This window comes from Pedobacter sp. (assembly GCF_965249885.1).
Classification (GTDB): domain Bacteria; phylum Bacteroidota; class Bacteroidia; order Sphingobacteriales; family Sphingobacteriaceae; genus Pedobacter.
The window spans coordinates 2,104,997-2,127,659 of sequence record NZ_OZ252254.1 but is presented as its reverse complement, the minus strand read 5'-3'; the positions used below and the strand labels follow the sequence as shown (position 1 = coordinate 2,127,659).

The window sequence follows — 22,663 nt, the reverse complement described above, 5'->3', positions numbered from 1 at the left end:
AATTGTATACAGCTATTTTGGCGGAAGCTTTGCAAGAGGTCTTTTTGCCGAGCGGTCATAATTGACCTGATATCCATTCGATTGCAGAATTCCCTCCAAAAGGTTACGGGCATTTGTGGCATCCCAATCGTCCGTTTTGGTCATGTCCAAGTAATGAAGCCCTTCAAAATCCCTTACCATCCGTGCTATAATGCTCAATGCACGATATGCTGTTTTATCTGCCAGATTGCTCATATTGCTTTCCCTTTAATTCCAACAGCTTGTTGTACAGGTCGAGCCAGTACAACTTCCGCTGTTCGTCCAACACCTTTGGCGGATCGTGCCGAAACTCTTTCATCAGTTCGGTCTGTTCGAGCGCACCATCCAAATCCGTTACCTCGATCTCGAAGCCGTTCAGATCCCTTAAAATCGTTTTCATCCTAGTACCTTGTTATTAAAAGTGGTCCGTGCGATCGCACGGACCGAATTTTTAGTCTTTTTTGATGGCGTCCTGCAAACCCTTAATCCGTTCTTCCAACCGATTGTGGCGTTTTTGATACTCGGCTTTATGAACTTTCTCGATTTCAGCGAGTTCATCGGGCACGTGCTGGCGTGCAAATTTCTGTAGCAGGTCAAGCCCCGCACCTGTCTGTTGGGTAAGGTGCTGAACGATAAAGTCACGGCGTATGAGTGTCTTTTGTTCCTCGGTCAGTTTACCGCTAAGTTTGAGCCTGTCCTTTTCTTCCAAATAAAATTTCTGCTTCAATCCAAAGTCGGCAAAGTGATCCTTTTTGAGTGCAGACAGCATCAAAAAATATAGTGCCTGTTCCTCCAGATCGCTGAACTTATCCCTATAGACAGCTTTGTGAACCAAGCTTTTGGTATCGGCTACAATCTTCTCCTGCTCGATTTCCTTAAAGCGTTTGTCCTTGTATCTCAGCTTTTCTATTTCCTTCTCGGGGTCGTTGGATTTGGTTTCAGGGCTGCCCTGCACATAGCCCAAAGTGATCTCTCTTTTGCTCACCTGCACACATTCGACGATCTTTCCCTGTTCGATCAGTTCGGCAAGCTTCGCCATTTCCTGTTGATAGTTTTCCTCCGACCGCTGAAACTCTTCCATTGACTCTGCGAACGATTCTGCATCCCCGTCCTGCTCTGCAATCGGCAGTACTGGTGGCTTCGGATATTTGCGAAAATCATCCTTTGATACTACTGTATAACCCGCCTCGACCAGCATTTCGTTAACACTATCATTGGAGTTGTAGCCAAAACATAATAGCCGTTTTGGATCATCATCCGCCAACTGCTTTGCCCTTTCGAACAGGAAAGCCGTGTTTTTTTCCTCCAAACAGGTTCTTTGACCACAATTGCCCTGCTCGGCAGGTTCGCCAAAAAGTGAGAACAGACTGCTGTTAAATGGACATTTGGCACAATCCGTCTTATCAAAACCATACTCTTTTAGGGCGGTTGTGTACTTGTTAAAGATTGCCTTTGATAACTGTTTTACTCCGTACGTACGCCAAGAGCCGAAAGTATTTTCATTTTCGAAATGTTGCGTAAAAATTTCCTGTTGGGTTTCGGGCGCAAACTTGCATAGTTCCAGAGCTACACCGACATTGATCACCTCTGAGGAAAGAAGCGCTTTAAATTCTTCCAAAAGGTCATTGAGCGCCAATCGGCTACGGATGTATTTTTCGGACTTGCTGAACTTCGCACAGAGGGCGGCAACATCATATTGTCTCGTTTCTGCGAGATTTTTAAAGGCTGCCGCTCCTCCATCGGCGGAACATCGCTCCGCTGCAGGTTCTCGACTATGGCAATATCTACCATTTCATCATCTGAAAGCACCCTTACCTCGGCAGGAATTGTTTTCTTTCCCGCCAGTCGGGATGCTCTGATACGGCGCTCGCCAACTGCCGTTTGGTACTTTGTTCCTACCTTGCGTAGCACGACTGCCTGTATAACTCCCGTTTCGGAAATACTTAGCGAAAGCTCCCTCAGTTCTTCCTCGGAAAATGAGGTACGGGGGTTAAATGGGTTGGGTGAAATCTGCGACAGCTGGATATCTACAATCTTTCTGTCATTTACTGCTGTACTCATCATACTAATTTTAAAAATGAATAATAGTGGTGGTCTTTATAAGTTTACCGTTGATCGGGTCGATTTGGTAACCGTTGTTCTGGATAATCTTCATCAGTGCATTGGCCGAAGCGCACAGGTAGGCATCATCCATACTGGACATGTGGAGATTGGCAAAACCTTCGATCTGCTTAAGGAGCTTGCCGATTTGGCGCAATGCTTTCGGCTCGGTTTCCATCGCCCTCAAACTGAGCGCTTGGTCTTCTTCCTCATGCCATTGTCGCATTAAGCGATCCCAATGTATTTTATCACGCCGTTCAAGCTCGGTCGCATCTGCCCCCACATATCCCAATTGTGCAGTCGTTCGATTTTTCTTGTGCCATGCAATCTCCCTAAGAAGGGATTTTGTTCCGCTTCGTGCCGTTCCCAAACCCCTGCCGATCAAATTGATTCGAAAATGTTCATGCAACAATTCTTCGAGTAATTCCGCATAGATTTTGCTCCTTACGCCTGTAATTGGGCTTTTTACTGCCGAAACGTACAGGTTATAAATCCGCTGACTGTAGCGGTATTTATCATTTAAATCTGATACTTTCATATTTGTCCCTTATCTGCCAAAAAACTCATGATAGTGAGCCTAGCCCTTATATTAGTCTGTCGGATATATTCCATTGCACCTCTTTTCCGTGTATAGGAATGGCTTCCCACTTTCCACGAAGTTTTTGTGCGATGGATGAGCGACGGGGTATTGTAAGCGTTGTAGGTCGTTCCAAGAATTTCTACCTCCTTTTTGAAATTTGGGGCGACGCTTACGAAAATTGCTCCACTTTCCTTATCGGGATACCAACTGGACAGAAGGATCTTACCCTGCTCGTCCTGGATGTTAAACCACATAAAATCCCTGTCGTTTAGAATAATGAGGAAGAGGTTGTCGAGAACGAAATTTTCGTCCAACAACACTTTTTCCTCATACTTCCGATATTTGATCGTTACAATTTTCATCCTAACCATTTCTAGGGTTCATACTTGTAGAGTGCCTGTACGAAATGGTAAAAACGGCTGTTCTTTCGCTCCTTTTCTGCGTATTTTTGGATGCAGTCTACCGTGAACAGGGCATTGGGATAATCGAAAAGCTGGTCAGCAAAACGTCTCGGCTTCAATAGTTTATTGCCCTCGCCCAAAACCCTTCGGTTCGTATCTTCGGCGACCTTACACCAAAAGTCAACCGTAATCATTTCATTGTCCCAATCTTGTTTGATTTTATCCCTGTCCTCCATCAGTACTTTGTGCAGGGATTTGATGACCCGTAATATTTCGGGCAGTTCTTCGGGAAACAATTGGGCCAATAGATACCCCCGTTCCGGATTAGTCATATTTCTAATTGTTTTCATCACATATTTATTTAAAGTAGCGACCGCCAAGGCGGTCGCTTTTGGTTCAACCTATGTGTGTTTTGTACCACACTAGAAACTGTTTAGCGCTATAAATACCATTGTTGTTCAAATGCCTTTGCCAAGCCCCCTCAGACCTGCACCAACGGAAGCTGAATCTTTTCTTTAGCTGTTGCCTTACCTCTTCGGATGGTATGCCGTCAAAAATCAACTGTATCCGATTTGCCTCAACGTTCTGCACTATTTTTACCCCTTGCACTTCGACCGTCTCTGTTTCCCTGTTTTCGAATTTTGCGAGTTGTGCCCTGCGGATTTTCAGCCGTCTGATATTTGCATTGTTGTTTGTGAGCCTATATAAGGGATACCCCACCCCGTGGAAGTGGTCGGGCGTGTTCAGCATCTGCCAAATTGCTTCGGTTGCGCCCTCTAGTTTCAAAAAGCCCTCTTTATCGTTCTTTCTGATACACTTGTTAGCCGACTTCATAAATGCCTGTAATTTTTCCAGTTGTGAAATCTTCGCATCGATCTTGTCCAATGCTTCGGGGTCGTCGGAAGAAATGGCGGTGTTGCTTTCGATGGTCTTGGCCTTTTCCCTGTAGTGGTCTGCTTTCTTACTGGCATCAATCGACCTTTGAAAGGTATTGCCGATTTTTGCCCTGTAATTTCTGTCACGCTTTTCCGAATGGTGGCCTACCAAAATTGGTTGCCCCATGGGAATAACAGAAGCCATTTCGCTTGCCGTTTGGCTCAAAGCGTTCGCTTTCGCTTCATTTTTTCTTGCCTGTTCCTCTGCGTGGTCGATTCTGTTCTGTTTACGCTCTTCAAAATTGTGTTTCATAACCTTTTATTTTTCTGATTACTTTTTACTTCCTTCGGGGCGATTTTGAGAATGGCACTTTCGGGGCAACGTTCGGTAGCAGTTACCTGCTTTATAACCCCTTCGATTCCCGACATCGAAACCACCGTTAACCGCACCTTCCCGCCTTCGTGCGCGACCGTTACCGTGAAGGTTTCCAGCCCTGAAAACCCCGTTTTTCCAATCCCAAAAGCCGATTTTTTTTGGTAATGAGAGGAGGAGCCGTTTCGTACTACCTTTTTCCCGTTTTCAATGCGATATGTTTTCGTGACTGACATTTTTTTTTTTCGTCTAAAGAGCCGGAGTATGCCGTGTTTCGTTTCGTGAGCCCGCTTTACGCCGCGATACCGACTGCCACAAGGTTTTGGTGACAAATACTACCCCCTTGCGGGGTGGAGATTTTTCACCAAACTCGCTATGACCTTGGGGCTGTCGGGAAGCGGAAGTCCCTTTGCTCACAGAAATGAAACACGCTGCATTCCGGGGCTTGGACGGCAAAGAAGGGAAGCAACGAAAGCAGCATTGAAAACGAGGAAGGAAATCACCTTTAATCCATTATTGCCTAAATCATCCCAACTTTTTAATTCGTATATCCATCACCAAAATTTTAGCAACCCCAGCATCCAGCACCTAGAGAAAGGGCAAAAAAAAATGGCGGGAAAATCCCGCCACTACATCACATGTAACCACAAAAACTTAACTGCCCACCGAACCATCCAGTAGCTCGTGCAACTTTTGCTGCAACAGTTTTTTATCGGGCAGCTGTGTTCTGTATTCTGCCACCATCGTTGGGGAAAGGCTTCTGCTCATCGCATATTCTACCACTTCCTGGTCACGGTTCTTGCAAAGCAAAATCCCGATGGAGGGATTTTCGTTTTCACGCTTTACATCACGGTCGAGTGCCTCCAAATAAAAATTAAGCTGCCCCAGATGCTCCGGCCTGAACTTTTCCGCTTTGAGTTCAAGTGCAACCAGACATTGCAAACCACGGTGGTAGAACAGCAGATCGATAAAAAAATCTGACATACCGACCTGAACGCGGTACTGCTCACCAACAAAAAGAAAGTCCTTTCCCAGTTCTACAATGAAGTCTTTCATTTTCCTGATCAAATTCTTTTGAAGGTCGCTTTCATTGTACTGTTCCGGGAGGTTCAAGAATTCAAAGATGTAGCTGTCCCTAAAGGCACCTGCAATATTATTTTCCATTTCTCGCGGCAGTGCTGCGAGTTTTGCACCACCGAGCATTGTACGTTCAAAAAGCGAACTGCTGATCTGCCTTTCCAGTTGTCTTGAACTGTACCGTTCCCGAATGGACATCTTGATATAAAACTCACGTTCTTCCATCACAGTTGTAGCCCCCATAATGATCATATTGTGTGACCAACTGATTTCTCGCAGCAGTGCTGCGAGTTTTGGCTGGCCGATATAAGTTTCGTAAAACTGTTTCATGCGCCAAAGGTTCGAATGCGAAAAACCTTTAAGTTCCGGTTCTTTCTTTTTGATATGAGCTGCCAGTTCCGTTACAATTCCCTTTCCCCATTCAGCGGTTTCGACCTTTGCTGCAATGTATTTCCCTATCTTCCAATACAGGTCTATCAATTCGGCATTTACTACCCTAAATGCCCTTTCCCGTGATTCCCTGATCAGTTTGATCACTTCATTAAATCTGTTCTCCATTACAAACTCCTTTCTCCATTATTGTTTTTTAATTACCAAATCCTTTAATGCCGGATCGTTCATCAGACGTTCCATTTCCGAGTAGATAATATCCTCAATATCCTGCTTGATCTGCATATAGTTTCGCTGTACCATGGCAGGAGTTACATTCCTTACTTCGGGTATCGGCACATAGCTTTCCTCTTCGGCCTTGATGGCCTGGTGATCATTTATAATTTCGCAATGGAATGTTTTCAGTTCGATCTTTTCCGTTGGATTGTCGGACACCATTCCCACGAATTCGCCACTGCTCAATCCCGAAATCTTGGATGCTGGAATGGCACTATCCAACTGTTTTGATCTGCTGATCGAGGTGTCACCGCAATTGATGGAATAACTTACCCGGTCCTGCATGATCTTCCCAAAGCGTTCGGATAACGAACGGGCAGTATCGCCAACTACCTGCCCCGATATAATATTCCCGGTAATGTTCACGATTACGTCGGCCTGTTCCCGCCCGTAATCCTTGCGCAGCTGGCTAAAGTCCTGTACGCCCAGACAGGTAGAAACCAAGTTACTACGGGCAGTAGCAATGAGCGAGTCGATACCGTTGAGGTACAGGGTCGGGAACTCATCGAATATCAGCGAAGATTTCAGTTTTCCTTTCTGGTTCACCAGTTTTACCAAGCGGTTAACGTACAGGGAGATCACGGCTCCGTAGGTCTGTATCTTCTGCGGGTTGTTCCCCATGCAGATGATCTTGGGGTCGTCTGGATTATTCAGGTCCAGCGTAAAATCGTTTCCGGAAAGCACATAGTACAATTGCGGAGAAGCCAACCTTGCCATAGCGATCTTGGCCGATGCAATCTGCCCCTCCAATTGCTCCATTACGTCATTGAGGTAGGCATTTACAAAGGGGTTGATCAATACCTCGATTTCCTTTTCCGAGCGCAGCAGCGTAAACAGACTATCGTAGTCTACCTGCATGAGTTCGATAACGTGCGGCAGGGTGCAAAACTGTCCATCATTGTACTTACGGAGATACCAGATAATGGCGGTTACAAAGTTGATTGGGGACTCGACAAAGAAATCTCCAGTCTTGGAAATCCACTGTTTATTAAGCCCCAATAAAATGGTCCTGGCGCTTTCCGCCGCGTCGGTAATATCGACCATTGCCGCAGGATCAAGCGCATTGCCACGGTGCGAGCGGTTCAGGTCGTCAAAGTTGATGTAGAAAAACTTCGGTACTTTTTTAAATACCCCCTTGCTTTTCAGCCAGTTATTGTAGGCAATCCGGGTAAGATCATCGAACTTGAAGTCGTACACGAACATTGTATGACCCTTGGCTATGTGCTGGGTAATAAAGTGCCTGATTACGAAATAACTTTTTCCGGCTCCAGGTGTGCCAATTACCAAAGACCCGCGATGCGGATTGATCACATTGATCCAACTTTCACGGTATTTGTTCTTCAATCTGTACCTTGCCGGAAGGTTCACCGAAAATTCGTTTTCGATGTACCGTTCCTCCTGGGGAAAAGTCTCCTGCTGGTCGTTGAAAATATCTTCGTTCAGTTTGTCGCGGATGATTCGGGAAAGCAGGGTTCCTCCTGAGAGTATCAGCAAAAATCCCAGCGAGGTTACGCCCATATAAAGCGCAGCCACGTATACCATCTGCATTGATACCACAAGGCATAGGTAGCTGGCAAAATAAACCACCAATCCGCAGATAATGTAGGCAAATGCAGTTCTGTAGCCGAGCTTTTCATCTTTCTTTCCACGTCCGCCAATGAGTGAAATGATAAGGAAGCCAAGGGCAATGAGCTTGGAGCGAATGAAGCTGCCGAAAAGCCCTGTGCGCTCAATGTTGCCCATCAGGTGATCGGTCAGCTGAACGGTAAGCCCCCAAGTTTTAAAAGCACCGTAGCAGTAATAATAAAAGTGCAATGCCAGAATACTGATTGCAATAAGCCTGGTCAGATCCAATATCTTACCAAGGGCCTGTTGGTTCTCTGTTGATGACATATCATTTGATTTAAGGGTTATGCTAATGTTGATTTGTTTTCTTCTGTTTTAAGCGTTACCGCTAGCGGTAGATATTCCTTCTTTTCTTACGCTTTTTCTTTTTCTGCTGGCGCAGTTCGTACGGGATATATTCAGGGGTGTACTCTATGCGTATCAGGCAATCAAGCAGGTCGGTAAAGAACGATGGCGCGGTACTTGCCGATGTCCAGTTAAAGGCGCTGGAAGTGGTATCGACATTAGCCGCCTTTGCATCTATTTTATGGGAAACTTCCCGTAATTGTTCGATATTCACGCCACCAGCTTCAAGTCGCGATTCCATGCATCGTTCCTGGACCATCTTCGCACTATAGGGCTTGCCCAGTTCGCTACCATTCAGCACACATTTTCCCGCGTGGTCTACATAGGTCAGTCCATAAACCAATCCCTGTTCGCTGCGGCGCATGACGAGACTGATCTGATTAGTGGCAAGTGCTTTTTGAAGTTCTTCCAACGAGGTCACTGGAGATTTAAAGGCCATATCGACAGCCATCCTCACGCGACTTTTACTTGCTATACTCTTCTCCCTGTTTCCATCAAAGTATTCCCGCAGGTTTGAAAGCGTAGGTTTGTTATAAAAACTGCTGGCCTTAATAGGTACGCCAATCGGTTTTTGTTCTGCATCCAGCAAGCGATAAAGCAGTCCGCCACGTTGATAAACACGGGAATCTTCCCCGCCACGATCTGCCCGAATGTTGTATAATCCAAGTACTGCATTGAGTTCGGCAAGGCTGGCATATTTGTACTTTGGCAGAATATTGACCAATACATTCTGTATGGCTTTTTTGGTCTCCAACTTTCCGTATTCCACGACCTTGGCAGATATCGGTTCCTGTCTGTACTGTTGGGCAGTATCCTGGTCCTGTGCACGTACCAAACCAAATTCCTCTTCGATGGCTTTACGTGCCGGTTCGGACTTGCGCTTGCCGATCAGATAGGTGTTGATGTGCGAGCTGTCACGCCGTACCGTAGTGGTTACGATATGAATGTGGGGATGTGCCGCATCGTAATGTTGGTACACCAGATAGGGCTGTTCCCCGAAGCCGATTCCCTGCATATATCGGTCAGCAATCTCGGTCAATTTCTCCTTTGTCAGCCCCGTTTCCGAGGGCGAAAAGTTGAGCGAAATGTGCATTGCCTTTAGCCCGGCACGGTGGTTCAATTCGGCCTGCCTCTGCATGCCCTCCAGTTTCAAACTAAAGCCCATCCGCTCGGGATCGAAGGGATAATTCCCAGCAGCAATGCATACTGCTACGCCCTTTCCAACCTTGATCTCGTTGTAGCTGATCATGCGGTTCAGCGAAGTTCCCTGACTTATTTTCGCAACCATAGTTCAACGGTTTTTTGGATCTGCAATTTGATTTCTTCCAGCTTGTTCAGCATGGTACGCTTTTCTACTTCGTGGGTGGTAAGCCAGCGCATGAACTGGGGAGTTTCCCGAAGTACGTGCAGCTTTTTTACGGACTGGTTAAAGTTCACGCCAATACGGTTCAGTTCTTGGCGCAACAGTGCCAGTTCAGCGATCAGATCATCTACCGATCTGTTCCGGTAGGTGGTTACTACTGGCTTTCCAAAAATCAGACTGCGCAGGTAGTCGCTCAGTTTTCTAAAGGTGGTCTGCTTCCACTTTTTTTCGATTCCCTGATACTCATTTGAGGTCAGGCGAAGGCCGACAATTCGGGTTCTTCGTGGTTCTTTTTGTTCTTCCATCACTATTCCTCCTCTCTAAAAAAAACTCCAAAGTCATCAATAGCTGCCCAGGTAAAAAGCAGTCTTCATCATGACCAATTATCTTCCCAAATCTCCCCCCGCCGAGTTCCGAGGCTAAAGGGGGGGCAAGATCGATTTGTTTAACAAATCAACATCTTGCCGTTCGCGGCGAAAGCAGGTGAACGCAATAATTCAATCCTGTGGAGTAGAAAAATGGTTCTGTGAAATCCATTTGCTGTCTGCTGTTGCCGCAAACGTTGAATAAAGTTACAGAGGTAGTACTGCATTTACACATCAACTAAAGATTCTTAAGTCTTCAAAATGAATAGGTTGATGTATTTTTGTAACGATAAATGATTGTTTAATTTAAACCAAAAGTGATGGCAGAGACAAATGTGTTCGCTCAGGTACTGGAAATGGTCCTGAGTACACCCGGGATGACGGATGTGGTTAGGATTGACTTTAAGATCTCCAGAAAAAATGTGTTGCTATTGAGTAACATTATCGACCGGGGACTTAATTCGAACGGCAATGAAAAGGATGGCGGACTGCTTGCCAACATCGCCAAGGAAACCTTGGACGAACTCCAGGCAATAGGCAGCGAGTGTCTTGAAAAAGCAGGACTTGTTGAGCTGAGTAACAAGCTCAAATCTTTGGCGAAATCGTAATTTTTTTCAACCCCCGATCCGAAAGATCGGGGTTTTATTTTTTAGTTGATTCTAAGTATAGAGACTGGACTTGATGGAGTAAGGATGATATTGTTATATTTGAGTTGAGTACCAATTTAACGCAATCAATGGATCACACTACTACTGAACACCAAGCACAACAGCCAACGACTAACAATCCCGCACCGAGTGCTGCCGGGTCTCCATTAAATTCACTATCTCCAATTGACGATGCGGACAAGGATGGCAGCTACAGCAAAATGCTACTTTGGGCTTTGAACAACCGTGAGGAAAAAGACATTAAAAACATTGCTCTAACAGGCCCGTATGGTTCTGGAAAAAGTAGCGTACTGAAGACTTTCGAGAAGAAATACGCTAGCGATGAACTGGTATTCCTGAACATTTCACTGGCTACTTTTAAAGAGGAAAAAGGCGAAGCCGCTAGCAAGCTTAAAAAAATAGGTAGTGGTAACACCGTTGGTCCGCATGGGCAAGAGGATAACGACCAAAATGGCCATACGACCGCGGCAGAAAAACAGGCACTTTTACGCTTAGTAGAGCTTAGTATTCTACAGCAGATTTTTTACCACGAAAAAGATGAGGATATTCCAGATACAAGGTTTAAAAAAACAAGAAGCTTTTCTGAAGAAAGTGCAAAGTGGCTAACGTTAAGTATCTTTCTTTTTCTTACTTCTTTGGTTTACCTACTCTACTCTAAAGCGATTTGGAGTTCGTTTAACATTGAATTGCCCGAGTCTGGAAATTCCATGCTCAACATTATGGCTTGGGGCATTGTTCTTTGGATGGGTTTTTCATTTATCAAACAATCCATTCGCCCCCTGAGAAGCATCCAGTTAAAAAAGTTCAATTTTCACGATGCCGAATTTGCGATGGACGATAACATCAGCAAGTCGATTTTAAATGAGCACTTGGACGAACTGCTATATTTTTTTGAAGTAACCAAATATACCGTGGTGGTGTTCGAAGACTTGGATCGCTTTGAGCAGACAGAAATCTTTACCAAGCTAAGGGAACTCAACCATTTGATCAACTACTCGAAGAAAATGAACAACCGCAAAGTAGCGTTTGTATATGCTGTTCGCGATGACATGTTCCGTGATAAGGATCGGACCAAATTTTTCGACTTTATCATACCCATTATCCCTGTAGTGAACTCTACCAACTCGAACGAAATCTTAAGGGATATCGTTAAGACAAATGCTTACCACATAAAAGAGGATCTGCTCGACAACATATCGCTTTATGTGGATGATATGCGGCTGCTGTTCAACATTATGAACGAGTACTACCTTTATCAAAACAAACTGGATAAAAATCTGGACCAAAACAAATTACTTGGCATCTTAATCTACAAAAATATTTATCCAAATGATTTTGTAGACCTAAGTAACAATAAAGGCTTGCTCTACAACGCAATCCACAAAAAAGATGGGTTTATCGCAGACCGCACTGACGAATTAAATAATGAAATAGAAGCCATAAAAAACGAGATCAAAAGGCTTGAAGGTGTTAGCATCACCAACGCCACGGAACTTAGAAAGTTGTACGTACTTGGTTTTTTACAACAATACCCGGATGCGAACGCTTTTAAGCTGAATAATATTGACTACCGGATTGAGCAGTTAAGCGAAGAAGGAATATTTAACGTGCTGATTGGGAATACTAATAGAAAATATGGCCATAAGGATTATTATAATAATAATGCTTTTTCGGACGCTTCTATAGCGTTTTCTAAAATAGAAGCCAAAGTGGACCCAACAGCGACCTATGCAGAAAGATTAGCCCACATAGAGGACCTTAAACAAGGAAAAATTGATGAATTAAAAATCAAGATCAATAACATTCAAAATCAAATACAGTCGGTTAAGCACACCCCAATTAATACCTTACTTAAAAACGATCTGGTCGAGATCAAAATGGATGACGATGCACAGCAGCAATTGGTCAGCGTACTATTGCGTGGCGATTATATCAATGAGAGCTATCAAGACTATATTTCTATTTTCTATCCTGGTAGCTTAACCAAAACAGACCGCGATTTCATACTTAATGTTAAGGCACACAAAAGGGTCGACTTTGATTTTCAGCTGAACGAGATTGACCAGGTGATCAAAAAGATACCAGATTTTGAATTTGAAAGTAATTATATATTGAACTATAGCTTGGTAGATCATGTGCTTACCAAAGCAAGACATGCACAAACTAGAACCAAAATCATGACCCTGCTTTCTGACGAAAGTGAAATTGCTCTATCTTTTATGGATGGCTATAAATCATATACCAAACATGGCGGACTATTTATCAAGACCTTGGCAAAAGAGTGGTCAAACATCTGGGATTTCCTCAGAGGCAAATCACTTTTCAAAGATGATTACTTTAAACTGATTATCGAAAATGCAGAGTTGGAAGACCTTAAGAGAATTGCAAATAAATCTCCACTGGTCGAGGACATTCGAGAGCACGACAGCTTTTTAAGTATCAGCAAAAACGAGGAAAAACTGAAAAAAATAATTGAAACTTTTAAGATTAAATTTACCAGCTTAGCTCTAGAAGATGTCCCAAAAACGCTTGTAGATTTTGTGTTTGAAAATAATTACTATCAAATTAACGAAAGCAACATACAAACCTGGCTAAAAGCTAAGGGCAATTTTGTGGAAGAGGAGTTCTACCAACAAAATTATTCCTCTTTCAATAGGCAGGGTAAAACTTTACGGCCACTAATAGATTATGTTGACACGAATTTAAGCCACTACCTCAGCACCGTATGGCTTAACCTTGGGAGCGCTCAAAGCGAAGATCCAGAATACCTGTCATTTATCATCAACTCTTCAAACTTAGCGGCAGAGCTTAAGCGCGAAATTTTACTGAAAAACACAACAAAACTAGCTGATATCATGGAGTTTGATGAGCTTGACATTAAGCAGTTGGTATTGGACATGGGGGCTATTGAAGTTAAGTGGCACAACTTGATGAACTATTTTGCCGCAGCCGAAGATGTATTCGATGAGCATCTGGTAAATTTTATCAATCACGAGGACAATGCAAAAGCGTTGTCGGAAGAGCGTTTGGAATATGATAAAGAAGATGAGGAACAGCGCGTTTTGGCAGACAAATTCGCAAAGGCCTTAGTCCTATGTGACGATATTGATGATAGTTTTTACGCTGGCCTTATCAATCGCATGCCATGGTGGTATGGGAACTTAGATTTCACTGCACTGAGCGAAGATAAAGTAAAAATGCTCATTTCAATTTTGACTGTTACAAAAGCAAACTATAATCGCATGCGTGAAAATTTTAAAAATCTTTTGATCAATCTTTTAGAAAGAGATCCTAAAAAAGTACACGATAACCCCGATGATTTTGAAATGGATGAAGAAGACATCGCAAAGATTTTAGTTTCACCAAAATTTTCCATCAAGCAGAAAAGTACTATTGTTCACCGCTTAAATGAAGAAACAATTATTGCAAATAGGAACCTAATCAATCGGATCGGCGTATTGGCAGCTATCAGCGATGAAATGGAAACCAGCAAACCTATGGTTACCGCCGCATTAAAATCTGAAATGCCGACACCAGATAAAGTTATCCTATACAATAAGAAAAAGAGCCTTTACAATAAAGCAGAATTCTTTGAGCTGATCGAATTTTTTGGAAAACCCTTTAATGAAATTAAGCCAAATCATAAACAGCTAGTAATTCAGGATATTCCGGAAAATTGGAAGTTTGCAAGCAATATCCATAAGCTTGGCTTTACTTATGCACCAACCACCGAAGACAAAGGTATTCGTATCCGTAACTTAAAAAAAGAAAAAGCATAGATTTAAACTGTACCAGCTAAGAAAAGTAAAATTTTATTTCTTCCGCAGTTAGTAAGCCAGAGTTAATTAGGGCGTTGCTTATATTGTACGGGAACCTAAATAATGAGCCTAACTAAGCACTTTTTCCAAATCGTTCTTCAAAAGCTCGATTCTTGTATCCAGTCCATTCCTTACAATTGCTTTTTTTAAAATATCCATTTTTCTTAGAACAATTGATTTCAAATAGGCGGCACGATTTTCTTCAGACATCGAAAGAAAGTTTTCATCGTTTAGAACGATGGGAATACCAATCGATTTTTCCTTTTTCCTATAGGATTCTATTTCCTGTAATTCCTTCAATAAGTCGGGGATTGGATTTACATAGAACTGGAACAGGATTATCTTCAAATCATTACCATAATCTGGGTATTCCAGTTTCTTAATTTTTTCGATAAATCCCCCCGAAGCCCATAGGAAGCTCCTAATATTCCTGCCGATTTGAAAAGCTGTATTTTTTTCTTGCTCCGTCCACTTCGAGTCGGCAGTACTGGAAAGAAAACCGCCAAAAATATTTTTTTCCTCCATCTTAATTCACATTTAACTTAATGGCCTTTCAATATCAGATTTAGACCATAGCCCCACTGATAAGTATAAAGTCTGTTCGGACTTGATAGTCTGCAAATACGTATCACATCGGTGTTTTACATACCTGTTTTGAGCACTAATTTAGAAGTAATATCTTTTGTAGAAACTCCGGTCCTAAAAATAAAACTAAGTCTAAATTTGCGAGATTGCCTTGTACATTTGTTATCTGTACTATTTTAACATTTTGTAATACTTTTCTTACCTGTACTCGCAAAGGTCAACCGTTGTAGTTAAATTTGATCACATTACGCTTTCTTCTTTTGGCTTCTATTTCCTAATTGAAAAAGCGCCGCTTTCCACTTAAATAGACAACATGAAAAAACCTTTACCACAACTAAAGCGCGTAGCTGCAGTATCGTTATTGGTACTTGCCGGACTTGGCGCAAAAGCACAAACCTTCTGGACGGACGATTTTGAGAATACTGGTTCACCCAGCGGAAGCTCCATCAGGACGCCGAGTATTTCCTATACCAACGGCTCCTCCTACTTCAACAGGATCAACAAGAACAGTCCCGGAATTAGCTTTTACAACCTTGCGGCCTATACCAACGTTACCGGAGATTATTACTGGGCGGGACAGGACCAGGACGACGCCAACACTAAACAGCCGGAACAAAGTATCACCTGGACCGAGATCGATATTGCCGGAAGGACCAATATCCAGTTCAAGGGCAAATTTGCCTTTAACAATGATTCCGATGCCTGGGAAAACCAACAGTATCCGGGCAGCACTTTTTCCCATACCGACTACATTATCTTGGAATATGCGATTGATAACAGTACCACCTTTACGCCACTGATCCATTTTAAACCTGAAGATATTACCGCAGGCACGGGCAAAAGACTTTCAAGGGATGTGGATTTCAACGGCATTGGTGACGGAGCTGCATTTAGACCATCAAAGGCATTTGCCTACTTCACCCAATCCATCAGCGTATCGGGCACTAAGTTAAAGTTGAGATTGCGCGTTTATTCCAACGGCACACCAGAAGAATGGGCGATAGATGATTTTTCCCTCACCCAGCTCAATCCGCTTCCGGTGAAACTCAGCGATTTTAGCGCCTCCAAACTGAATAACGGGGTCAAACTAAAGTGGCAGACTACAAGCGAGACTAACAGTAGTCATTTCCAGATCTTACGATCGGCAAATGGGAAAGACTTCAGCGAACTGGGGCAAGTCGCATCAGCAGCCAACGCCAACCTTGGGGCAATCTACGGTTTCAACGACCCACTTCCACTGGCCGGCACCAACTACTATCGATTGGTTCAGGTTGATTTGAACGGAACAAAAATAGAAGTAGGACAAACCGCCGTTGATTTCGGACTTTCGGATAAGGTCGTGGTGACATACCCAAACCCGGTAAAGGACAAGCTTTCCGTCGTGTTTCCACAACAAGCCAAAACGCTTACGCTGGCGACTATTGATGGAAAGATCTGCTATCAACTTGACCTCAAAGCGGGAACGTTGCAATTGTCCATACCAACAGAAAGCCTAAGCAGAGGCACGTACGTTCTTCGTACAGTGATGGCAGACGGCTCGGTGTCCAGCAAGACCATCATCAAACCATAACATTTCTTCTTGGTAAGAAACAAAAAAGGCTGGCAACCTGATGTTGCCAGCCTATATGCATCAAAGCAAGATTGAAAATGGGCAGACTTGAAAGTTGGGCGTTGGGACTACCACCACAGAAAGAAGATTATCTCGCTAAACTTATCCCAAATGAAATGGCATGGTTTTGTTTAAATAAAGGTTCTTCTTTACCATTTCCGTAGGTCACATTAAGCCCAAGATTGGGCGTTAAATAAAAGTCAAGCTTACTGGTGAAATAAGTGTACTTCTTTTGCGGATTTACAGTGCGATTGTCCGAGTATACATAATTGAATTTAAACGAGTTTGTCCAGTTTATACGATTAAAGTCTTTGCCTTTCTTAGTCTTGACATTCCAGGCAATCATCTTCAAATAAACAGGAATAGTTAATCTACCATAATCGTCGGTACTTGCAACGCCAACCTGGTGCCTAACACCATTTGAGTTTGAAATTCCGGTGAGTAAGTTTAGCGTCAAGCCGGTATTAACCATTTGGTACTTAATGTACGTGCTGGTGGTGAAATAATACAATCTGTCCTTAAAGGTTTTATCTGCGATGAGTTCCGGCGCACCTTCCATAAACCATGAAAATTTAAGTCCCTTAAAATCATAGGCCAAACCCACAGGCAAACCCACGGCAATGTTATTCGGTGAGCTTGCTACTCCCGAACCAATATTTACATCCATCGTCGGCTTTAAATAATAACGCCAGCGCTTGGTCGAATTTATCAGCTCGTTGATGAAATAGTAACCACCAGCTTTTTCAGTTTGTCCCGGAATCCTATTCAAATCAAAAGACAAATTCAAAGTTGTACTATCCTTTGCTACAAATGTGGTACCATAGCCAATGGAGAATAGCTTTTCCTGGGCAAGGCCCGTAAGGGAAAAAATGGTAAACGCGAATAAAAAATAGATCTTTTTCATAGTTGCGCGTAATAGGATGAAACATTGGAAATCAAATCCGAAACCGTTTTTACCGACGAGAACAAAGCATTTGTCATCGCTGTCATGTCAATCTTACTAAACTTTCGCTTGATTTCACCAGCCAGCGCATCGGCCATGAAAGGAGAAAAAAACTTATCCAGCTTATCCGTCAGCTGAATTTCTTCAAACGTGTATCTAGTGTTCAGGGCAATCATCTCCCGCACACCTTTTTCATACTTGTTCATAATAAATAGTTGTTAAGCGTTAATACTTAACTAATATACAATGAATTAGTTAGTAAATAAAAGGTGTTTTTACTGTATAAAAAGGGGGTGTTTTTACTGACAATAGCACTATACGCTTTCTCTAAATAATTCTTGAACTCGACCAATCGGTCGTAAAGTGGTCTATCGATATGGTCTAGGTGCAAATCTTTCCACGCAGTGGGCCGAAGTGGCTCTCCAGGAAAATCCTAATATCGTTTACCAAATGGGAGGGATTAATTTGAAATGGTGGGTTGGCAATCGTGCCGATCTAAAATAACTTTCCAATTCCTTAACACTGATCTGTTTATTGTCTGACATCTTTAAAATCCTTTTTCCAAAGTTGAAGATATCTGGAACCTGTTGCAGGAAAATGTTAATCTACTTCCCGAAATAGTATAATTAAAGCGTTTTGCGTTTCTTGTAGGTCCGAAGCTAAATTTATTAACCAGTTTAATACTATGCCACTATGGAAGCACACCGCTATGTGATCTTAGTTGTACAAACTATTATTGCACTACTTGCCACAATTTACATTAATCTGCATGGGCGTTTTAACGAATTTCACAAAGCACTGGTAAGCCCATTATTTTACATTTCATTTTTGTTGAGCTTTATCATTGCCCTGCTGATGTTGTTTTACATCGATATGCTCAGTACTAATCTTTCGAAAAGGTATCCCTTTGCCAAAAACAAGCTATTTCACCTCATCTGGCACTTGATATTAGGTGTCACGGCTCCCACTATAGCAAACCTGATATTGATGATGGGATTCTATACCTTAAGTGGAAGGAATTTGTTAGATACCTATTATATCAATGATGACCTTCCTATCGTATTTTTCTATCTCTTGTTCATCAATGGGTTCTATTTTGTTTGGAATATATTGAAGCCCTTTATAAAAGGCCATCAAACTCCGGATACCACAGAGCCACAAACGGAAACTCAATCTGGAACTGATCAGCAATATCTTCTAGTTTATAATTATCAGGGCACGACCTTTAAGCTACATATTCCCAGCGAGGTACTTTACATCTATACGGAAGCACGAAATACAAAAGTTTTCACGGTAAAAGGCAACGAATATTTCTGCGCCAAAACATTAGCTGGTTTGCTTAAAGATCATTCTGCTGTCGGACTTTGCCAGGTAAACCCATCGGCTATCATCAACCTGCTGGCATTGAAAGGCCATACCCCCGGTAACAGGTCTAAAACCCTAATGCCAGTATTTAAAGCTGAACATGATCTCGTAATGTCTACCCGAAATCTGGACACTCTGCGAATTACCCGGAAATATATTCCTGATTTAAAAAGCAGGTTCAACAGTCACGGCAATTATCCTCCAGGTCAAAATTCATAAATAGCAAGCAGAAAAAACTTGTAGTGTAAAGTCCTGTGGCGTGTGACGCAAACATAAGGACGGCTCAAGCACTAATTTTGGCGGATGGCGCAAAATCTCAATTTACGACTTGTTTTACTGGAAAATAGCGTTTTACCTTTACCACATCCGGCAACGGAGAAAATACAAACGGTAAACTATTCGCACCATGAAAGCACGCACTATCACACTCGAAATTATCATTGGTCTTTTGGTACTGCTATGGGTATACGCCGCACTAAGTAAATGGGCAGATTACCATGCCTTTTATCGACAGCTTGCCTGGAACAAGGTAGTTGGCGGTTACGAAGATTTTCTCTTTTACTTTCTGCCAGGAATTGAACTTATTGCAGCACTTACACTCATTTTTAAACCAAGCCGGATTTATGGCCTTTGGCTATCAGCTGGATTAATGCTGGCATTTACAGGATATGTTTTTTATGTGGTTTATGTGGACCAAAGTAAAGCTACCTGTACTTGTGGAGGTGTAATCTCGGCAATGAGTTGGAAACAGCATTTCGTATTTAATCTTTTTTATCTGGCAATAAGTTGTGTTGGAATTTATCTGCACAGAACAATACTACAACCACCCAATAATACAAAGCATAAACTGGGCGTAGCCGAAAACCCAAACCAAGAGTAGGCATAATTTAACAACTTTCACTATGAAAAAGTTAACATCAACACTGGGCGTATTCGCCCTAGCAATTGGAGCAGCAGCAGCAATGGCAATGGCACCAGCTCCGAAAAAAGCGGAGGTAAAAACTGCAAGTGATCCGCACTGGTTTCAAATTGGGAGCGGAGGATATCTTGGGCAAGACTCTGAAGCGAACAAGCAAATTGAATGCGGAACACCGGAAACGATGGACTGCACAGTTGGATACGAGGAATACGATTTCCAAAACAATGTTCCTCTCAGTGATCCGATTCCTTTAAGAGGAAATAAGCAATTGTAGTTAAGAAGGCAACCTTTACAGGTTGCCTTTTTCAATATCTTCTAATACGATTACTTTTCTCTTCCTAATAACCTTCTCAATTTTTAGATCGAAAGTTGCCAGTTCTTGATTCATGATGTCAAGATTCGATAGATTCCAATTTAGTTCAAAATTAATTTTTTTGCTCCGATCAACTTCGAGCAGTATCGGATTTTCGCTGGTTCCATTAATGTTTAATTCTAGAAACATTGGAATAGCATCATTGGCAATGATTTTTTTTGCTTTGTAAAGACTGACCATATAGCCTTTTTTTTGATCTATACGGTAAGTTTTTGTGTACCTATCCCCATGGCCATTTGGGCTTATTGCATAGCAAACAATATCCACCAACTCTTCGCGGCTTTTAATATTAAAAAACTTATCAAGATCTGCAACCATAAATTTGCTGAAACCTTTCGTAGTCGAACCTGGATACATTAAATCATAACAAAATTGGAATACAGTATCAGCAACGGTTTCTACTTCTCCTTTTACAGGACAGCTATCTTTCCGTACAAATCTTGTCGGCATATGTCTCATTTCCCAGGAATTATTTGAATATGCAAAATCATATAAACCAAAAAGTGAATTGTTATTGTTAAATACTCGCACTATTTTGTTTACTGAATCGACTTTAGACATTGCCATAGCAGAAAACTCTTTACGATACTTACTAAAATATGAGTAGAATAAAATTTTATGCTTGTTCTGTTCGTACCTCACCAAGATATCAGGATTTACTGCTCGCCGAATGTCTGTATTTAATTCATCCATCTTGGTGTCAAGAGATAATCGCTCGTCATTAATTAGCTTTCGTATGTTTTGAGCATTTGTTGAATTTCCATCTGTAATGGCAACAACTTTTCTATGTTTATCTATCCAGACTTGTTGTGGATACTTAATTGCAGGAAAATATTTTTTTAATAACGTGTCCGCTACTACTTGAACGAAGCTTATTTCTTTAGCGATTATGTTAGTTCTCCAAAATTCTTTGACATCATTAATTTTCTCAAAAGTCACTGGTAAAATTTGCAATTCTTTTGAAAATATTTTTTGAAGACTGTCTAATTTAGGCATGGCACTCACGCAGGGCGCACAACCAATGTACCACTGATCAATTATTATGGCTTTGCCCCGAAAATCGCTTAACTTACCGCTTCCATCTTTATGGTTCAGCATTTTTTCTAAAACAAGATCTGGAACAGTGTCTCCAATTTTTAACGGCTTTACTTGCGCTTTTGAATAGAAAAAAAAGATGGCAAGCGCAATTGTAATTATATGTTTTAATTTCATAATATTTAGTTATATCCTGGATTCTGTAATAAATTGGGGGCTGCTTGAATATCACTTTCAGGGATTGGAAACAATTTGCCTGTCGATTTCCACTCCGGCTTTAAAGGAGTTAATATTTGATCAAGTTTGCCTGTTCTGCGTAGGTCAAAAAAGCGTAAACCCCATTCCGCAAAAAGCTCTAATCGTCTTTCTGCAATGATAGCTTCAACCAAACTTTGTCCAGACAAACCGCTTAAACTCGCTAAACCTGCCCTATTTCTTATTCTATTTAAATCATCTATGGCTGTTGCATCATTTATGTAAGCCTTAGCTTCAGCTCTATTCAAATAGATTTCTGCTAGTCGGATCATCATCTGACATTCTGTTTTCGTAGAATTAGTTTGAACTTTATATTTGTAAGGATAAAAATATGTTACTCCAGAAACGGTCTTGCCGGCAATCCATGAAGTTTTTCTCTTGTCAACAAGTGTAAATGCATTTAACAAGGTAGGCTGCAACTGATGGGTTGGCCGTAAAGTTGCAACTGCAAACGGAATAAAGGTCAGTCCTTCAAATGTGTTAGTGCTTGAGCTACCGGTAGTAGTTTGCCAAATTGCTTCGGTGCTGGTAATCAAAAAAGCTCTATTTAAGTCTGTTTCTAGGCTATATACGGAACTTTGATTTATCACTTCGTTACTATTTTCCAAAGCATCATTCCAACGACCTAAATAAGTGTTGATCCTAGAAAGAAAAGCAGAAACTACAATGCTGTTGACACGGTATCGTCCAGTAGAAGGATAAGTTGTCTTTAAGAGATTTTTAGCTTGGGATAGATCAGCAAAAATCTGCGTTTGAACCTCGGAAATTGATGTTCTTCCCATTTTTATCACAGCATCATAATCCTTGGACGTTAGTACCAAAGGAACGTCGCCGAATAGGCTTATTAAATTCCAGTAGCAGTATGCACGAACAAACAAAGCCTCTCCCAGCAATTGATTAACAACCTGAGCAGCAAGTTGTGAATTTTGCAGACCGTCAATAATTGAATTACTTTGATTAATTACTTGATATGCTTTATTCCAAAAGTTAAAATTTACATAAGAGTTTTCCTTACTAAGTTTACTATTTGCAAACTCCTGAATTGTCGTCGTTGTTGTATTTGCAGGCAAAAGTTCATCAGCGTAAAGACCTAGATATATTGTATTACCTCCCGAAGAAAAATGCCCATTTGAATTAGATAAAGATATATACAAGCCATTTACTGCCGCTGTAGCAGTTTCAGCAGTTAGAAATATAGTCGAACTTGCAACCTTATTGGAAGGTGGTCCAACTGTTAGGAAATCTTTGCAGCTTGAGGAAGCGGTAAAGATAATAACATAAATTGCGATTATTTTAGTTTTCAT

General features: G+C 41.9%; 23 protein-coding genes and 1 pseudogene. 6 read left to right on the top strand and 18 right to left on the bottom strand.

All coding sequences use genetic code 11. From position 1 onward, the window contains the following. Window positions 1-12: 12 nt before the first annotated feature. The 13 genes and pseudogenes from ACY2A0_RS09035 to ACY2A0_RS08975 form a co-directional block, all read right to left on the bottom strand. Window positions 13-234, bottom strand: coding sequence for a hypothetical protein (locus tag ACY2A0_RS09035; protein ID WP_461791396.1), 222 nt, complete (start codon window positions 232-234; stop codon window positions 13-15). Further along, window positions 215-418, bottom strand: a complete 204-nt coding sequence (locus ACY2A0_RS09030) for a hypothetical protein (protein WP_461791395.1) — start codon at window positions 416-418, stop codon at window positions 215-217. Before ACY2A0_RS09030 ends, ACY2A0_RS09035 begins: the two co-directional genes overlap by 20 nt. A 51-nt stretch (window positions 419-469) precedes the next feature. Further along, window positions 470-1,690: pseudogene (locus tag ACY2A0_RS09025) on the bottom strand (hypothetical protein); the annotation flags it as partial. Continuing rightward, on the bottom strand, window positions 1,600-2,079 hold the full coding sequence (locus ACY2A0_RS09020) for a ParB/RepB/Spo0J family partition protein (protein WP_461791394.1): 480 nt from the start codon (window positions 2,077-2,079) through the stop codon (window positions 1,600-1,602). The gene ACY2A0_RS09020 and the pseudogene ACY2A0_RS09025, both read right to left, overlap by 91 nt. Window positions 2,080-2,089: 10 nt before the next feature. Continuing rightward, complete coding sequence (locus tag ACY2A0_RS09015; RefSeq protein ID WP_461791393.1) at window positions 2,090-2,656, bottom strand: hypothetical protein; 567 nt, start codon at window positions 2,654-2,656, stop codon at window positions 2,090-2,092. Next, complete coding sequence (locus ACY2A0_RS09010) at window positions 2,653-3,060, bottom strand: hypothetical protein (protein WP_461791392.1); 408 nt, start codon at window positions 3,058-3,060, stop codon at window positions 2,653-2,655. Before ACY2A0_RS09010 ends, ACY2A0_RS09015 begins: the two co-directional genes overlap by 4 nt. Before the next feature lie 11 nt (window positions 3,061-3,071). Then, window positions 3,072-3,449, bottom strand: coding sequence for a hypothetical protein (locus tag ACY2A0_RS09005; protein ID WP_461791391.1), 378 nt, complete (start codon window positions 3,447-3,449; stop codon window positions 3,072-3,074). 46 nt (window positions 3,450-3,495) lie between these two features. Continuing rightward, window positions 3,496-4,287, bottom strand: a complete 792-nt coding sequence (locus ACY2A0_RS09000) for a DUF3560 domain-containing protein (protein ID WP_461791390.1) — start codon at window positions 4,285-4,287, stop codon at window positions 3,496-3,498. Next, window positions 4,284-4,583 carry a hypothetical protein gene (locus ACY2A0_RS08995; RefSeq protein ID WP_461791389.1) on the bottom strand — a complete coding sequence of 100 codons (300 nt, stop codon included), beginning with the start codon at window positions 4,581-4,583 and terminating at the stop codon, window positions 4,284-4,286. The genes ACY2A0_RS09000 and ACY2A0_RS08995 overlap by 4 nt, the downstream gene beginning before the upstream one ends. 418 nt (window positions 4,584-5,001) lie before the next feature. Continuing rightward, entirely contained in the window at window positions 5,002-5,982 is a 981-nt protein-coding gene (locus ACY2A0_RS08990; protein WP_461791388.1) for a PDDEXK nuclease domain-containing protein, read from the bottom strand. 18 nt (window positions 5,983-6,000) lie between these two features. After that, window positions 6,001-7,983 carry a conjugal transfer protein MobC gene (gene mobC, locus ACY2A0_RS08985; RefSeq protein ID WP_461791387.1) on the bottom strand — a complete coding sequence of 661 codons (1,983 nt, stop codon included), beginning with the start codon at window positions 7,981-7,983 and terminating at the stop codon, window positions 6,001-6,003. 61 nt (window positions 7,984-8,044) lie between these two features. Beyond that, a complete protein-coding gene (locus ACY2A0_RS08980) occupies window positions 8,045-9,349 on the bottom strand; it encodes a relaxase/mobilization nuclease domain-containing protein (protein ID WP_461791386.1) in 1,305 nt (434 codons plus the stop codon). Further along, window positions 9,334-9,729, bottom strand: a complete 396-nt coding sequence (locus ACY2A0_RS08975; protein WP_461791385.1) for a plasmid mobilization protein — start codon at window positions 9,727-9,729, stop codon at window positions 9,334-9,336. The genes ACY2A0_RS08980 and ACY2A0_RS08975 overlap by 16 nt, the downstream gene beginning before the upstream one ends. A gap of 380 nt (window positions 9,730-10,109) precedes the next feature. Between ACY2A0_RS08975 and ACY2A0_RS08970 the strand changes: the two genes are divergently transcribed. After that, a complete protein-coding gene (locus ACY2A0_RS08970) occupies window positions 10,110-10,397 on the top strand; it encodes a hypothetical protein (RefSeq protein WP_461791384.1) in 288 nt (95 codons plus the stop codon). A 128-nt stretch (window positions 10,398-10,525) separates the two neighbouring features. Beyond that, a complete protein-coding gene (locus ACY2A0_RS08965) occupies window positions 10,526-14,236 on the top strand; it encodes a YobI family P-loop NTPase (RefSeq protein ID WP_461791383.1) in 3,711 nt (1,236 codons plus the stop codon). Between the two features lie 108 nt (window positions 14,237-14,344). Here the strand turns inward: ACY2A0_RS08965 and ACY2A0_RS08960 are convergent, their stop codons facing one another. Then, window positions 14,345-14,800 carry a hypothetical protein gene (locus ACY2A0_RS08960; protein WP_461791382.1) on the bottom strand — a complete coding sequence of 152 codons (456 nt, stop codon included), beginning with the start codon at window positions 14,798-14,800 and terminating at the stop codon, window positions 14,345-14,347. Window positions 14,801-15,173: 373 nt separating this feature from the next. Here ACY2A0_RS08960 and ACY2A0_RS08955 point away from each other — a divergent pair, with 373 nt between their 5' ends. Continuing rightward, window positions 15,174-16,430 (top strand): T9SS type A sorting domain-containing protein, encoded by a 1,257-nt coding sequence (locus ACY2A0_RS08955; protein ID WP_461791381.1) that lies wholly within the window; start codon window positions 15,174-15,176, stop codon window positions 16,428-16,430. 127 nt (window positions 16,431-16,557) lie between these two features. On the opposite strand, the gene ACY2A0_RS08950 is transcribed toward ACY2A0_RS08955, so the two are convergent. Both ACY2A0_RS08950 and ACY2A0_RS08945 read right to left on the bottom strand, forming a co-directional pair. Next, entirely contained in the window at window positions 16,558-17,373 is an 816-nt protein-coding gene (locus ACY2A0_RS08950; protein WP_461791380.1) for a hypothetical protein, read from the bottom strand. Beyond that, on the bottom strand, window positions 17,370-17,618 hold the full coding sequence (locus ACY2A0_RS08945; protein WP_461791379.1) for a hypothetical protein: 249 nt from the start codon (window positions 17,616-17,618) through the stop codon (window positions 17,370-17,372). The genes ACY2A0_RS08950 and ACY2A0_RS08945 overlap by 4 nt, the downstream gene beginning before the upstream one ends. 487 nt (window positions 17,619-18,105) lie before the next feature. Here ACY2A0_RS08945 and ACY2A0_RS08940 point away from each other — a divergent pair, with 487 nt between their 5' ends. The 3 genes from ACY2A0_RS08940 (at window position 18,106) to ACY2A0_RS08930 (ending at window position 19,970) form a co-directional block, all read left to right on the top strand. Then, on the top strand, window positions 18,106-18,996 hold the full coding sequence (locus ACY2A0_RS08940; RefSeq protein WP_461791378.1) for a LytTR family DNA-binding domain-containing protein: 891 nt from the start codon (window positions 18,106-18,108) through the stop codon (window positions 18,994-18,996). A 187-nt stretch (window positions 18,997-19,183) separates the two neighbouring features. Further along, window positions 19,184-19,657: a MauE/DoxX family redox-associated membrane protein gene (locus ACY2A0_RS08935; protein ID WP_461791377.1), complete on the top strand. Its 474-nt coding sequence runs from the start codon at window positions 19,184-19,186 to the stop codon at window positions 19,655-19,657. A 22-nt stretch (window positions 19,658-19,679) separates the two neighbouring features. Continuing rightward, window positions 19,680-19,970 (top strand): hypothetical protein, encoded by a 291-nt coding sequence (locus tag ACY2A0_RS08930; protein WP_461791376.1) that lies wholly within the window; start codon window positions 19,680-19,682, stop codon window positions 19,968-19,970. 15 nt (window positions 19,971-19,985) lie between these two features. On the opposite strand, the gene ACY2A0_RS08925 is transcribed toward ACY2A0_RS08930, so the two are convergent. Then, a complete protein-coding gene (locus ACY2A0_RS08925) occupies window positions 19,986-21,281 on the bottom strand; it encodes a TlpA family protein disulfide reductase (protein ID WP_461791375.1) in 1,296 nt (431 codons plus the stop codon). A 5-nt stretch (window positions 21,282-21,286) separates the two neighbouring features. Beyond that, the gene (locus ACY2A0_RS08920; protein WP_461791374.1) at window positions 21,287-22,663 is read right to left on the bottom strand and encodes a RagB/SusD family nutrient uptake outer membrane protein; all 1,377 of its coding nucleotides are present in this window, start codon (window positions 22,661-22,663) and stop codon (window positions 21,287-21,289) included.

Excerpts from the sequence above, each read along its gene's own strand:
- ACY2A0_RS08970 (WP_461791384.1), top strand. The coding sequence starts at position 10,110 with ATGGCAGAGACAAATGTGTTCGCTCAGGTACTGGAAATGGTCCTGAGT.
- ACY2A0_RS08945 (WP_461791379.1), bottom strand. The coding sequence starts at position 17,618 with ATGAACAAGTATGAAAAAGGTGTGCGGGAGATGATTGCCCTGAACACT.
- ACY2A0_RS09020 (WP_461791394.1), bottom strand. The coding sequence starts at position 2,079 with ATGAGTACAGCAGTAAATGACAGAAAGATTGTAGATATCCAGCTGTCG.
- ACY2A0_RS09000 (WP_461791390.1), bottom strand. The coding sequence starts at position 4,287 with ATGAAACACAATTTTGAAGAGCGTAAACAGAACAGAATCGACCACGCA.
- ACY2A0_RS08930 (WP_461791376.1), top strand. The coding sequence starts at position 19,680 with ATGAAAAAGTTAACATCAACACTGGGCGTATTCGCCCTAGCAATTGGA.
- ACY2A0_RS09015 (WP_461791393.1), bottom strand. The coding sequence starts at position 2,656 with ATGAAAGTATCAGATTTAAATGATAAATACCGCTACAGTCAGCGGATT.
- ACY2A0_RS08990 (WP_461791388.1), bottom strand. The coding sequence starts at position 5,982 with ATGGAGAACAGATTTAATGAAGTGATCAAACTGATCAGGGAATCACGG.
- ACY2A0_RS08940 (WP_461791378.1), top strand. The coding sequence starts at position 18,106 with ATGGAAGCACACCGCTATGTGATCTTAGTTGTACAAACTATTATTGCA.
- ACY2A0_RS08925 (WP_461791375.1), bottom strand. The coding sequence starts at position 21,281 with ATGAAATTAAAACATATAATTACAATTGCGCTTGCCATCTTTTTTTTC.
- ACY2A0_RS09005 (WP_461791391.1), bottom strand. The coding sequence starts at position 3,449 with ATGAAAACAATTAGAAATATGACTAATCCGGAACGGGGGTATCTATTG.
- ACY2A0_RS09010 (WP_461791392.1), bottom strand. The coding sequence starts at position 3,060 with ATGAAAATTGTAACGATCAAATATCGGAAGTATGAGGAAAAAGTGTTG.
- ACY2A0_RS08920 (WP_461791374.1), bottom strand. The coding sequence starts at position 22,663 with ATGAAAACTAAAATAATCGCAATTTATGTTATTATCTTTACCGCTTCC.
- ACY2A0_RS08935 (WP_461791377.1), top strand. The coding sequence starts at position 19,184 with ATGAAAGCACGCACTATCACACTCGAAATTATCATTGGTCTTTTGGTA.
- ACY2A0_RS08995 (WP_461791389.1), bottom strand. The coding sequence starts at position 4,583 with ATGTCAGTCACGAAAACATATCGCATTGAAAACGGGAAAAAGGTAGTA.
- mobC (WP_461791387.1), bottom strand. The coding sequence starts at position 7,983 with ATGTCATCAACAGAGAACCAACAGGCCCTTGGTAAGATATTGGATCTG.
- ACY2A0_RS09035 (WP_461791396.1), bottom strand. The coding sequence starts at position 234 with ATGAGCAATCTGGCAGATAAAACAGCATATCGTGCATTGAGCATTATA.
- ACY2A0_RS08960 (WP_461791382.1), bottom strand. The coding sequence starts at position 14,800 with ATGGAGGAAAAAAATATTTTTGGCGGTTTTCTTTCCAGTACTGCCGAC.
- ACY2A0_RS08980 (WP_461791386.1), bottom strand. The coding sequence starts at position 9,349 with ATGGTTGCGAAAATAAGTCAGGGAACTTCGCTGAACCGCATGATCAGC.
- ACY2A0_RS08975 (WP_461791385.1), bottom strand. The coding sequence starts at position 9,729 with ATGGAAGAACAAAAAGAACCACGAAGAACCCGAATTGTCGGCCTTCGC.
- ACY2A0_RS08965 (WP_461791383.1), top strand. The coding sequence starts at position 10,526 with ATGGATCACACTACTACTGAACACCAAGCACAACAGCCAACGACTAAC.
- ACY2A0_RS09030 (WP_461791395.1), bottom strand. The coding sequence starts at position 418 with ATGAAAACGATTTTAAGGGATCTGAACGGCTTCGAGATCGAGGTAACG.
- ACY2A0_RS08955 (WP_461791381.1), top strand. The coding sequence starts at position 15,174 with ATGAAAAAACCTTTACCACAACTAAAGCGCGTAGCTGCAGTATCGTTA.
- ACY2A0_RS08950 (WP_461791380.1), bottom strand. The coding sequence starts at position 17,373 with ATGAAAAAGATCTATTTTTTATTCGCGTTTACCATTTTTTCCCTTACG.